This is a genomic window from Pseudoduganella sp. RAF53_2 (genome assembly GCF_052113985.1).
GTDB lineage: Bacteria > Pseudomonadota > Gammaproteobacteria > Burkholderiales > Burkholderiaceae_D > Rugamonas.
Genome location: NZ_JBFRDW010000126.1, coordinates 1 through 11,051, shown reverse-complemented (window position 1 = coordinate 11,051; position 11,051 = coordinate 1). Strand labels below are relative to the sequence as shown.

At 59.1% G+C, this 11,051-nt stretch carries 13 protein-coding genes; all 13 read right to left on the bottom strand.

What is annotated here, in order from left to right:
• The coding region (locus AB4Z11_RS10030) for a pilus assembly protein TadG-related protein (protein ID WP_442024967.1) at positions 1-1,293 on the bottom strand (1,293 nt) is incomplete at its 3' end.
• A gap of 25 nt (positions 1,294-1,318) precedes the next feature.
• Entirely contained in the window at positions 1,319-1,594 is a 276-nt protein-coding gene (locus tag AB4Z11_RS10025) for a hypothetical protein (protein ID WP_442024965.1), read from the bottom strand.
• A 9-nt stretch (positions 1,595-1,603) separates the two neighbouring features.
• Complete coding sequence (locus AB4Z11_RS10020) at positions 1,604-3,172, bottom strand: type II and III secretion system protein family protein (RefSeq protein WP_442024963.1); 1,569 nt, start codon at positions 3,170-3,172, stop codon at positions 1,604-1,606.
• A 16-nt stretch (positions 3,173-3,188) separates the two neighbouring features.
• Positions 3,189-4,028 carry a Flp pilus assembly protein CpaB gene (gene cpaB / locus AB4Z11_RS10015; RefSeq protein WP_442024961.1) on the bottom strand — a complete coding sequence of 280 codons (840 nt, stop codon included), beginning with the start codon at positions 4,026-4,028 and terminating at the stop codon, positions 3,189-3,191.
• A 23-nt stretch (positions 4,029-4,051) separates the two neighbouring features.
• Entirely contained in the window at positions 4,052-5,368 is a 1,317-nt protein-coding gene (locus AB4Z11_RS10010) for an ATP-binding protein (RefSeq protein ID WP_442024959.1), read from the bottom strand.
• A gap of 13 nt (positions 5,369-5,381) precedes the next feature.
• Positions 5,382-6,002, bottom strand: a complete 621-nt coding sequence (locus tag AB4Z11_RS10005) for a methyltransferase family protein (RefSeq protein WP_442024957.1) — start codon at positions 6,000-6,002, stop codon at positions 5,382-5,384.
• Between the two features lie 28 nt (positions 6,003-6,030).
• Positions 6,031-6,618, bottom strand: a complete 588-nt coding sequence (locus tag AB4Z11_RS10000) for an A24 family peptidase (protein WP_442024955.1) — start codon at positions 6,616-6,618, stop codon at positions 6,031-6,033.
• The gene (locus AB4Z11_RS09995; protein ID WP_442024951.1) at positions 6,608-7,675 is read right to left on the bottom strand and encodes a phosphatase PAP2 family protein; all 1,068 of its coding nucleotides are present in this window, start codon (positions 7,673-7,675) and stop codon (positions 6,608-6,610) included. The genes AB4Z11_RS10000 and AB4Z11_RS09995 overlap by 11 nt, the downstream gene beginning before the upstream one ends.
• Positions 7,672-7,848: a Flp family type IVb pilin gene (locus AB4Z11_RS09990; protein ID WP_442024949.1), complete on the bottom strand. Its 177-nt coding sequence runs from the start codon at positions 7,846-7,848 to the stop codon at positions 7,672-7,674. The genes AB4Z11_RS09995 and AB4Z11_RS09990 overlap by 4 nt, the downstream gene beginning before the upstream one ends.
• 65 nt (positions 7,849-7,913) lie before the next feature.
• A complete protein-coding gene (locus AB4Z11_RS09985) occupies positions 7,914-8,087 on the bottom strand; it encodes a Flp family type IVb pilin (RefSeq protein ID WP_442024947.1) in 174 nt (57 codons plus the stop codon).
• A 75-nt stretch (positions 8,088-8,162) separates the two neighbouring features.
• Complete coding sequence (locus tag AB4Z11_RS09980) at positions 8,163-8,309, bottom strand: hypothetical protein (protein ID WP_442024945.1); 147 nt, start codon at positions 8,307-8,309, stop codon at positions 8,163-8,165.
• Between the two features lie 259 nt (positions 8,310-8,568).
• Positions 8,569-9,258, bottom strand: coding sequence for a response regulator (locus tag AB4Z11_RS09975; RefSeq protein ID WP_442024943.1), 690 nt, complete (start codon positions 9,256-9,258; stop codon positions 8,569-8,571).
• Between the two features lie 9 nt (positions 9,259-9,267).
• Entirely contained in the window at positions 9,268-10,911 is a 1,644-nt protein-coding gene (locus tag AB4Z11_RS09970) for a sensor histidine kinase (RefSeq protein ID WP_442024941.1), read from the bottom strand.
• Between the last annotated feature and the right edge of the window lie 140 nt (positions 10,912-11,051).

Below are 11,051 nucleotides of genomic sequence, written 5' to 3'. Positions count from 1 at the left end.
GGGGCCGTACATCAGCTTGTCCGTGCCTGGTGTATTGGTTCCGATTGTGCCGTTGGCTTGGGCCGGGGTGATCAAAGTGGTCCCATCGGACTGCACTGGTGGTGTGTAGGCCCAGAGCGTGCCGTGTTCGGGATAGGTGTCTTGCGTAGTCACGCGCGAACTGGCGCTGACCGTGCTCGGCCAGACCTTGCTGGAATTGATGGCGCTGGCTTCATAGGGCAGCGCATATTTCGGGGTGTAGGGCTGGCTCGTCGTGACGGTGACGTCCTGCTGGTTCGGGTAGGTATAGCTTCCTGCGGTGCTGTCCATCCAGTCCATCGATGGCGTAACGGATATCGTATTGGAAGCGTTCTTCACACAGGGGCCACTGTTGCCGTGGCAAGGATATTCGCGAATATTGACATCCGGCGGTGCCGTTGTCGGATCGCATTGCGAACTATTCGGGAAGTAGTTGAAGCGCGAGTTCAATGCCGTGTCGAGGGTCGCGCTGACGCCGGTATTGGCGTAGACCGTTCCCGAACCTAGTGGCAGCACAGCGCTGTTGCCGGAGCACATAAAAGGAGCCGTTTTGCTTGCCGAGGAATTATTTGAGTCGCAAGCGTTGGGAGGGGCGTTTACCGGGTTGATCAGATAGGGATCCGAGGAAGAAGAACCAAGAGAGCCAAGCGCAAAGACGTTATATGCCATGCCGCGGCGGAAGCCGTACTCAACCAGCTCAGTAAAGGTTCCGTAGTCATAGTTGGCGTTGCGGTGGTTCGGGTCAATAGCGCAGATACCGATCGGCGTTACCGAGTCGACGTAGCGCCCGGCCACGGCATAGCCGAGGGTGGACATGCTGTTGATGCTGGCCACACGCATCAGGTAGGTGCCGATACTCTGGTTTGTTCCACCGTTGCCACCGACGCGCGTATCGACTTCGACAAAGGTGCGGCCCGAGGGATTGCTGTAGGTATCCGCATATGAATACCACGGACCGTCAGGCGTATCCGCAAAGCGGAAATTGGCCTGTGTCAGCGTGAGCGTCGTGTTGAAGTTGTACTTGTTCTTGRCTGCGAGCGCGACGCCAGAGTTGTAGGCTGCTTGCACCCCCGCGGCTGAATTGTCCAGGTCCTTTGCGGCCGCCAGCGCTGCCGCGTCGGCGATGTTTTGCAATTCGCTCTTTACAATGTACAGACGGCCCAGGTCCAACGATAAACCACCTACTGCGCACAGCACGAATAACAGCAGAAAAGCCGTCATGGCGGCGATGGCGCCGCGCTGGCGTTTATTGTGTGGATACCTGAGCGATCGCATGACGGTCTCCCGATAAGTCCAGGGCTTATCGGCCAACGCCGATAGTAAAGACATTGGTCTTCGGCTCCGGTGCCTTGAACGATTTCTGGTACTGTTCGTAACCGGAATAGGCGGCCTTGCCGTCGATGCCGACTGGTACTGTCGCATTGCGCTCGGCGCCAGGATTCAGAATCTGCATTTTCTGCATGTCTGCGACTGACTCGCCAAAATGTGCGTCGTAGTAAGGTGTAGAGCTGCTGCAGGCCATCAGCGCGGTGGCGGTGGCGAGCAGGCAGGCGTGGCGCAGGAGCTGGTTTTTCATGGCTGCCTCCTAATTCAAGTCAAAGCCGCCGGCTGGCTTGCCGGTACGGTCGGTTTGCTGGGCAGGGGTGTTGGCAGGTGACGGGTCGCCTTCCATTTTCCCCATTAGCAGTCGCTCCGCGCGGCTTGGATCAACATAGCCAGCAGTCGGAAGCTTGTCTTCGTATCCCGGCGGCAGCGGCTTGACCAGACGCGGCGTGATGACGAAGACCAGTTCCGAGCGGTCCGTCTGGAAGTCATTGCTGCGGAACAGGGCACCCAGTACGGGTACCTCCCCGAGGAAGGGCAGCGTTTTGACATTGGTGGTCGTGTTGTTCTTGATCAGGCCGCCGATGGCGAAGCTCTGGCCGTCATACAGCTGCACGACGGTGGCTGCACGGCGTGTGGTGAAGGAAGGCAGGATGGCCGTGCCATTGATGCCGGTGGCAGTGACGCCAATGCCATCCTTGTTCAGTTCTGAGACTTCCGGTGCCACCTTCAAGTTAATGCGGCCGCCTTCCAGCACGGTGGGCGTGAAGCGCACAGCCACACCAAATTCCTTTTCCTCCAGGGTGATGGTGGAGGCACCGTTGGCAGCGGTCTGCGCCACCGGAATGAAGATCTTGCCGCCAGCCAGGAAGCTGGCTTCCTGGCCGCTGATGGCCATCAGGTTTGGCTCTGCCAGCATCTTCACCAGACCGTCCMGCTTCTGGGCGTCGATGGTGAGGAAGTTGCCGTTGCGGCGATTGAAGGCATCGGCTACACCGGGATTCCCAGTCAGCAGATTGGACAGCAAGGTGTAGGTCCAGTTGCCGATCGCATGGCTTACACCCAGGCTGGTGCCCAACTGGTCGACCAGGCTCTTCGACACTTCGGCCACTTTCACTTCCAGCATGACCTGCTGCGGAGCAGCGACGGTCATCATATTAATGATCTTCGTCGAAACGATCAATTCGCTGCTCGACGAATTCTGCGGTTGCTGCTGTTGCTGCGCGCCGGCCTGGGTGGCGAGTGCGCGGTTGCGGCTCAGATAAGCGTTGGTCATCGAGATCACGCGGTCCGCCATCACGACGTCAGGAACGGTGCCGGTAAGGATCAACGAATCCGCGGCGGAGGAAACCCGCACTATGCCTTTGGCACCGGTCAGTTTGTCGATGCCATCCTGCAGGGCGACTGTGTCAAGGCTGACGGTCAGGTCGGCAATCACGGTATCACCACTTTTCTGCCACAGGATCAGGTTGGTAGTTCCGACCGCGCGGCCCAGGATATACAGCTCGCGTGGGTTTAGCAGGATCACGTCTGCTACGTGATTGTCGCCAACCGCCACGCGCGTTGCGGGATAGGGCAGGCGCACGATATTCGATTTGCCCTCGGCCAGCTGCATGGCCGGTGCGAACTCGGTACGGCCATTTCCGAGAGGCTCGGTGGCCATCGATTCAGGGCCGTTCTTGGCTTTGGATGCCTTGGAAACCTTGCTGTCTTTGGCAGCAGCCTCTGTAGCGGCGGGTTCCGCCAGCACCGGCAAGGCGAGAGACATGGCGGCAGCCATGCACAGCTTGCCCAAAGCGGCCTTGTTTGCTGAGGTAGTTATTCTTTTCATGGTAGCTCCTGTCAGATCAGAATTGCTGGCTGCTACGTTCCAGGCCTTTGATCACTTCCACTTTCACGCCCGGTGCAGCAGGTGCCGGGGCGGCACGGTGCACCGGTGCGGGACGTGGTGCCGGTTCAGCCTTGGGTGCCGGCTGCTGCTGCAGCGCCAGCAAGGTGGTTTTGGTCGCACCGCGGGTTTCTGCCGGTTTCGGATCGACTTGGTTGCGCAGTACCAGCGACAGGCTGCCAACGCTGCGCGCCAGATCAAGCTTTTCGACTTCTTCAGGGCTTAGCTCCAGCGTCACGGCATTCACCACTTTCGGCTTGGTTTCGTCACGGTTCGCTTCCTGCGCCACGGCCAGCACCAGGATCCGTTCCAGCACGATTTTCGAGATGCTGGGGTCCTTGTTGCCATTGCGCTGGCCTTCTTCCTGCGTGTTGACGAGGATGTCCACGTAATTGCCCGGCAGTGCGAATCCCGCCACGCCGATCACGTCGTTCACCCGTACCGTCATAGCGCGCTTGCCTTCCGCGACCACGGCGGACAAGCCGCCCTGGGTGCCCGGTGGCGCCAGCTTGGATTCGAGGATAGGCTCGCCGCGCATGATGCTGCTGCGGGCTACGCGGGCGTCCAGCATCTTGGCGTCCGGGATGGCGCCGGGTGGCTGAACGCTGCTGGGCCAGTCGACCATGGAGATCATCTCCGGTGTGATACGGGCGCCGAGGCTGATATCGACTTGCGCCACAGCGACCTTGGCGGTGCTGGTGGATGCCTGGGCGTTGATCCAGCGCGCAGCCATCACCACGGCCACCAGTGCCATGCCAACAGCTACCACCATCATGATGAGTGCACGTGTATTTCTCATGTCAGTCCCCTTGAATCAAGCCCTCAGGCGCGGGCGAAGTAGTTATGCCAGGCCCAGTCCAGGCCCGGTGTGTCGAGAGAGGGAATACGGCCTTCATAGACGGCCAGATCGCGCAGCTGCGACAGCAGGTCGCGCGGATAGCAGGCCATCAGGGGCCGTTGTTCTTCGGTGTGGCGGCGCAGCAGCCAGTCGAACGAAGCGCCGTCAAACATGATCGAATAGCGGTTGCAGACCTGGCGGAACACCGCCTCGTACTGCTGCGGCGTCAAAGGACCAACGTGAATCTTGTAGCCCAGGCGGCGCAGGAAGGAGCCGTCGGCCAGCGATTCGGGCGGCAGGTTGGAGGAGAACACGACCACCACATCGAAAGGCACGGCGAACTTGTAGCCATTCTGCAGTGCCAGAAAATCGACCTGGCGGTCCATCGGCACAATCCAGCGGTTCATCAGTTCGACCGGCGAGCAGCGCTGGCGTCCCAGGTCGTCGATGATGAAGATGCCGCCATTGGCCTTCAGGTGTGGCGGCGCCTGATACAGGCGGGTGGCGTGGTCGAAGCGCAGGTCCAGCATTTCCATGGTCAGTTCGCCGCCGGTCAGGATGGCGGGACGTTTGGAACGCACCCAGCGCTGGTCGCGCGGCGAGCGGCGGTCGAATACCATGCCGGGCGGCAGATTGTCTTCCACCGCGTCGTGCACGGCCGGGTCGTAGACCGGGATGATGTCGTCGTCCACCAGCAGGGCATGCGGCACGGCGATGTGGCCGCGCAGCAGGCCATTCAGGCGCTCGGCCAGGAAAGTCTTGCCGCTGCCTGCCGGGCCGTGGATGAAAATGGCGCGGCCCGAATTCATTGCGGCACCCAGCTGGTCCAGTATGGTGGGACTGGCGACAATGCCGTTGAAGGCCTGCTGGATGTGGTTGCGCGTCACTTCCATGCCGGCCACGCTATGCGTCTGCACGCGTGCCGTGTAGTCGGTGTATGAGACTGGCGCCGCGCCCGCATAGCTGTCGCGGCGCACGAATTCCGCGGCACGATGGCGGCCGGTATCGGTCAGGATATAGACGATGTCGGCGTCCGTGTTGCTGGTGCCGCGGCGGACCATTTCAATCAGGCGTTCGGTACGCATGAAGCCCGCCACCGGGTCGAGCACACTGAGTGGCAGCTTCATGTGGCCGGACAGGTCGCTCAGCTTGACCTGGCCGCGCTGATAGAGAATTTTGGCAGCCAGCTCCACCAGCAACTGGAAGGGCAGGCCGGTATCTTCCACCCGGCGCGGCGCTGCCACGCGGAGCGGATCTTCGGACCAGGGGCGGTCGGCGTTATCGTCGTAGTCGGCAGGCATGATGCTCTCCGTGTTAGAGAATCATTGGGACGACACGATATTTCACCTGCCGCATGTAAACGCGGTAGTCGAGGTCACGTGCCAGGAAACGTTCTTCACGCAGCATGCGATAGATGAGGAGCACTGTTGCCCCCAAGCCGACAAGCATATTATTCACGCTGCTGTTAATCAGGACATAGCCGAAATACGACATCAGATAGCTGGCATAGAGGGGGTGCCGCACGAACCGGTACATGCCGGAAGTCTTGACCTGGCGCCGGGCTGCGACCAGACCGAAGCTGCGGTTCAAGGACAGAAGTCCCGCAATCTGAATGCAGACACCAGCCACAATCAGCAAGCGAGCAAGGGGAACAATGTTGCCGCCGACCGGTGCGAATGCGAACGGTGCAAAGGTGGAGGCGATCGCCAGCAGCCAATCAATTGGAGAGGTGGATACGTCAACGGGCTTTGATCGCAATACAAATAACAAAGCAACCAGTGTCTCCGAAGCGCAGAACAGCAGTAGCGACCAGTCACCATTACGATAGAAACCGGTGATATGGCTGCTGGCAAACGCACCCCACAACCCTGCCATAAGTACAGCGACTGCCAGATTCGTAAACCTTGCAGATAGAACGTTTGACGTGCTTTCCATGATTCCAATCCCTTGCAGATCGTGTGGATTACCAAATCCGATATCCGGCCGCCTTGGCAAACAAAAGATAGGCTGCTGTACCAGTGCAAATCGCGATAGCGTATGGAAGTTTTCCAGTTTGCTTCGCCGGCGCGTCGACCGTCAAACCTTGTCCAGCGAACGCGCGAAGTAAGAATCCAAAAATGATGAGTTTTATGTTGTGCATCACTTGCCGAAGTTGCCCTTGCACGGCTGCGACGCTAATTGCAAGGACACCACCAGCGAGCAGAGTGAAAACGGTAGCGCCAACGATGTCTGTGGGGCCAAGGAAGCTACCTATCACTGCCATGAATTTGACGTCACCGGCGCCGAGCGCCCCCACCGCGTACATTGGAAGCAGCAGGGCCAGGCCAAGCAACGCGCCTTCGCCGGCCTCAACAAAGCCGAGTGCTCCGTAAGCGGAGTTGAAGAGTCCCATCCCCGGCTTTAGAATCGACTGCATGACCAGGCCAGTAATGAGGCCTCCGAGAACGAGTGCATTGGGAATGCGTCGCTCCTTCAGATCGCTCCGCATCGCGCTGATAAAAATCAGGCCCAGAGCAATGATCGGCAGAAGGCGATGAAATTCAACGTCCATATGCGCCGCCATGACGGGAAGACGTGAAACGTCCAACCAGCTTCCAGATGATCCATGCGCCAGCGCCTCCGACGTAGCCGTCCAGTGCGTAGTGCCAGCCAAGATGGATGGAGCCGAGGAAGATCAGGATCGCAAAAATCGTCAGGGCGATTCCCGCCTTGCGGCAAAGACTCCAACCCAGCTGTGCCAGAAGGACTGCGCTTGCCACATGCATGCTCGGCATCGCCGAAATGCTAAGCGCTGTGCTGCCAACGCCTCGGCTGTAGTCGCTCCACAGGGCATCTTGTACCGTCAACGCCATCACCGGAATTTCTTTGTCCGCATGGCGGAGGTATTCGATCAGTCCGTGGTAAGGATCGAGACCGGCGACCATGTGGCCGTAGTAGCATGGGCCAACAGAAGAAAACAAAATTGCAAATACGTTCCCAAGCACGATCCAGCTTAGAACGAAGCTAAGCAGGAATTGCATACGCAGGGCGCGGCGTTCGATCGAAAATGCCAGCCAGTAAACCGTGGCGAGCATGATGAAGAACCACAGGTGGTAGTTGACGTTCAGTATGGCAGTCATGAAAGGATGGCCAAACACCGGTTGAAGCAATTCCCATGGCTGGACTCCGCCGTGCAGCCATGCGTCTGAGCGCGACATGAAGTGGTCCCACGCGTAGGGGCGCAGGACAGGTATTGTCGATTTGACGAGACTGAAGCTGGATGCAAAGAGCGGCATCATCAACAGCACTGGCAGCGCAAAAGTGATGCGCTCGCGGGTCAGATAGGCGGTCAAATGCTGGCGAAGATAACGCAGCAATTGAGCCGGACGCTTGAAGGCCATGACCCACAAGGTATAAGAGCACAGCGCAAATAAGAGGCCGAGTACGAGAGAAAGTACAAAACCCTCTAATTGCAGGCTGTGATTGTATTTACCTGGCAGGCTCCAGGACAGCGATGTTGCCGCCAGCGTATGCAGACCTACGATTACTGCCAGGCTTGCGTGCTCACGCCAAAGTGTGCGGTACTCAAAGCTGGGCGTAGTGACCGGTGTAGTTAGGATCGCGCTCATGACATTGCTTGGACAACTTGGTCCTTAACGAAGTTGAAAATCCCCAGAAGCTGGGTGCCGGTGTATTGGACCGCAAGCAGGATGACGGTCGAAATCAGCAGACCAAGTAGCGCGTATTCGATGGAGGCTACTGCCGTCCGGTCCCTAAGAAAATGAAGGATGCGGTTCTTCACGATAAAGGCTCCGTGGCAAGTGACCAGGACGGGGCGTGGCGGTTGCTCACGCCCCAGGCGCTACATCAGGCATTAGCTGCTTTGAGCGACGTACCGATGAAGTTGAAAGTCGCTTTCAGTTGGGTGCCGACATACTTCACAGCCGTGATGATGACGACAGCGATCAGGGCAGCGATCAGGCCGTATTCGATTGCGGTTACGCCTTCTTCGTCACGGATGAATTTTTGGATGGCTTTCATGATGATTCCCTTTCAGTTTTTTAGAAGCGATCAAATGCACCAAAGTGTTTGCAGATCGGCGGTTGCTGCTCCGCCTCACATGCTCTTTCCAAGCGCCAGAAGCACAATGATGCCGACGACAACTGTCAGTGAGGCTACAAGCACATATTCGTAAAACGAGCCGCCATCTTCCTCGTCAAGGAAGGTTCTGGTGTCGGTTGCTGGCTGCTTGTCTTCGCGCATTTTGTGCTCCGGACATGGTTGTGTTGGCCTTGCCTGGTTAGTCTCAGCCGACATGTCTGCCGTGCTGATGAGTTCACTTTAGAGACTCAACAGCGCTGCGACATCGGACAGTGGTCACTTTCTGTTCAGGACGGACCGCGCGATTTGAATGTGAGAATCCGTGACATTTGTCACTGGTGTCGAAGCAACAATGACGCAGCGACAAAGGACGGACCGAAGTCCGCCCTATGAAAACGCCGTTATTAAGAGGGAAAAAGGCTCAGGCGTCGACCTGGTCCAGACGATGCTTCGTGGCAAAAACGTAGAGATCCAGGCGGTTGCTGACGCCCAGTTTGTGGTAAATCTGCGTCAAATGATTGCGCAGTGTGTGTTCGGAGATAAACAACTGTTGCGCCAATGCCTTATTCACCGCGCCGCCGCCGGTCGCAATCAGGCTGCAGATGCGGCGTTCCTTGGCGGTCAACTGGGCGATCTTGTCCAGGTCAGGGTCCTGGCGCCGTGAGGCTTGCGGATTGCGCATGGCTTCGAAGACGCGGCTTAAGGCCACACCATCCAGCCACAGCTCGCCCTCCTGCACTTTCTCGATCGCCTTGAGCACGGTTTCCGCCGGTTCGTCCTTGCTCACCACGCCGCGCGCACCGCGCATGATGGCGTTATCCAGCATGTCGCGATCACGGGTGCCGGACAGGATCAGGATGCGTGCACCGCCGCTTTTTTCGAGCAGCTCCGGCAGCACGTCAAGCGAGCTGCAGCCACCCAGATCGAGATCGAGCAAAATCACATCGGGCAGCACCTGGGCTGCCATGTCAATGGCGCTGGGACAGTCGCGCGCTGTGCCCACCACAATCATGTGACTGGCATCGCTTTCGATCAATCTGCTCAAGCCCCACAACAGGGTCTTGTGATCGTCAACCAGCAAGATGCGAATACGCTTTTCAGCCTGCACCATACGAGCCTCCTACACCGGGATGATGATCTGAACCGCCGTGTTATTGTGCCGGCCCCGCTGTACTCGCGCTACGCCGCCCAACGCCGCGGCACGCTCGGCGATTGAACTCGGGGTAAAGTCTAGCACCGGATGACCGTTGCATTCGTTCTCAATGTGCACAGATAATTTTCCGGCGTCGCAGGCCAGTTCGATGTAGCCGTGGCGCGCCGTGGTGTGCTTGCAGATATTGCTCATGCCCTCATTGACGATCTGGAACACCTCGGCTGCCAGACGGTCGCTCATATTCAATTCGCCTTTGGTATCGACCGCGATGTGCACGTCGTAAAACTGGCGCACTTGCGCCGCCTGGCGGCGCAGGGCGATCAGCAATTCGGGCTCTTTCATTTCCAGCCCGCCGCGCAAGCTCTTGGCGTAGTTGCGCAGGTCGCGGATGACTTGCTGCGTCATATCGACCAGGCTGTCCAGGTCCTCATTGAGCGGGTTGCCCGGCTCGGCTTTCTTGCGGATGGCGCTGACGCCGTGGCGCAGGCCGATATAGGGCTGGATTGTGGTGTCGTGCAAGTCGCGCGCGATGCGCTCACGTTCGCGCAGCACCGCTTCCGATGCCATGCGGTCGAGCAGCTCGATGTTTTCGATGACGGGGAAGGCTTGCGCTGCAATCTGGTGCATGAACAGCGCGTCGGCCTTGCTGAACTGGCGCCGCTCCGACACCACGTACAAGCGGCCGCTGCCACGGCGCAGCGGTACCGGTACGGCAATCAGGGAACAGGCATCCAGCAATTCTGCCAGTGTCTGGCCCGGCATCGGATCGCGTTCGATCCAGCGCGTGCCCGGCGCACTGTAGGCGATCAGCTGCGGCATGTGGCGCAGCCAGGGACGGCGGCGTTGCCGCAGCAGCAGGATGTCGTCGGCCTCGCCCACCAGCAGGGGCAGGGCCGCTTCCGCACTCAGGTGGCTGGCGTGCAGCGGCCGGTCCGCGCTCTCGGCACTGGCGGTGCGCAGCGACCAGCCATCCGCGTCGTTATCGCACATCAGCAGGATGCAGCTGTCCGCCTTGTAGAACTCGCGCGTGTGATCCATCACGCTGGCAATGGTGCGGTCCACGCCGAAGCGCGGATTGGACAACTGGCTCACCGCATGCATCAGTCCCATGCGCTGGCGCTGCTCCATCGCCATGCCGCCCCAGTGCGCGATCATATATCCCAGGGCCAGCAGGAAGGTGGCGCGCAGCATCACGCGCGCCAGATCGACATCGCTTTGCGCCGCCACGGAACTGACTGCCACCACAACGGAAGCGACTAGGGTGATGCGCGCGCCTTCCTCATGGCCGTGGCTGAAGGATGCGGTCAGCACGGCGAAGAAGAACAGCAGGTAGAAGAAGCTGCTGTCGCCACCCGTGAAATAGGTCATCAGGGTGAACCAGCCTACATCCAGCCAGGAGACGATCTTGCTGTGCACAAGGACCGCGCGGCTGGCCAGGATTAGCAGGGTGGCGCTTTGCAGGGCATAGGCGACGAAGACCAGCAGGGAGACAGTATTGCGGCGACCGACGACGGCGGGGTCGACGACCAAAGTCAGCAGGCAGGCGATGGCCAGTACCAGGCGCATCCACCTGACCATGGCGGCATCGGAAGTATCCTTGTCGTTATCCACGCGCTCACCCCAGCGTACAGCTTTGTTGTTTTGCTGCTAATTTGATTCCGAGTTTAAGCTGCCGGTTGACGGATTGTCTACATATGGTTGTTTTTTCGTAACGCTGCCCTTGAAACGGTACAAGCCGGCCCCAACTGGCG

Bases quoted from the DNA above. Each gene is read 5' to 3' on its own strand.
- AB4Z11_RS09985 (WP_442024947.1), bottom strand. From the start codon at position 8,087: ATGAAAGCCATCCAAAAATTCATCCGTGACGAAGAAGGCGTAACCGCA.
- AB4Z11_RS10010 (WP_442024959.1), bottom strand. From the start codon at position 5,368: ATGCCTGCCGACTACGACGATAACGCCGACCGCCCCTGGTCCGAAGAT.
- AB4Z11_RS09975 (WP_442024943.1), bottom strand. From the start codon at position 9,258: ATGGTGCAGGCTGAAAAGCGTATTCGCATCTTGCTGGTTGACGATCAC.
- AB4Z11_RS10000 (WP_442024955.1), bottom strand. From the start codon at position 6,618: ATGGACGTTGAATTTCATCGCCTTCTGCCGATCATTGCTCTGGGCCTG.
- AB4Z11_RS10005 (WP_442024957.1), bottom strand. From the start codon at position 6,002: ATGGAAAGCACGTCAAACGTTCTATCTGCAAGGTTTACGAATCTGGCA.
- AB4Z11_RS09995 (WP_442024951.1), bottom strand. From the start codon at position 7,675: ATGAGCGCGATCCTAACTACACCGGTCACTACGCCCAGCTTTGAGTAC.
- cpaB (WP_442024961.1), bottom strand. From the start codon at position 4,028: ATGAGAAATACACGTGCACTCATCATGATGGTGGTAGCTGTTGGCATG.
- AB4Z11_RS09980 (WP_442024945.1), bottom strand. From the start codon at position 8,309: ATGCGCGAAGACAAGCAGCCAGCAACCGACACCAGAACCTTCCTTGAC.
- AB4Z11_RS10025 (WP_442024965.1), bottom strand. From the start codon at position 1,594: ATGAAAAACCAGCTCCTGCGCCACGCCTGCCTGCTCGCCACCGCCACC.